Annotated in this window: 1 pseudogene; it reads left to right on the plus strand. The window is 69.6% G+C overall.

Annotated elements, in window-relative coordinates:
- A pseudogene (locus tag HMPREF3162_RS06855) lies at positions 1-518 on the plus strand (hypothetical protein); the annotation flags it as partial.
- Positions 519-570 lie beyond the last annotated feature (52 nt).

Raw genomic sequence — 570 nt, forward strand, 5'->3', positions numbered from 1 at the left:
AGAATCGCGCGGCTACGGCCTCGGCGATTGAGGGTCTGAAGGTGCAGGCCGCAGCGAACCAGAAGCTTGTGAGCCAGGTCGGCGGCGCGGTGCAGCGGATCGAGAAGCGTACTTAGGAGCGGGTCGAGAAGGCCGTCGAGCAGGTCGCCGGGGAGGCCTCGGCCACGATGACCGCGAACCTCGACGCCTCGAACGAGCGTGCCGAGCGGATGATGGCGGCGACGGCGAAGCTAGAGGCTCGTCAGCTCTGGTCGGCCGCCGCTGCGATGTGCCTCGCCCTGCTGCCGGTGGTCGTGGTCGTCGCTGGGCTCTGGATGGGCATCGCCGGTCTCATCACGGGCGCTCAGTGGGCGCTCGCCGTGGACGGGCGCATCTGGCTCGGCATCGGGCGCTGGCTCGTGGTCTCCGTGGGTCTCGCCGGGGCCGGCTACGGGCTCTTCGCGTCCGTCCGCTCGGCCGCCGGTCTCGTGGAGACGTGGAAGGGTCGCGGGGTGCCGAAGTGGCCGAGGTGGCGATGATGGCTGGATCCGCTCGAGCTACCGGTTCCGATCAGCGGTCGAAGGATTTTCG

The organism is Brevibacterium sp. HMSC07C04 (assembly GCF_001815905.1).
Lineage (GTDB): Bacteria > Actinomycetota > Actinomycetes > Actinomycetales > Brevibacteriaceae > Brevibacterium.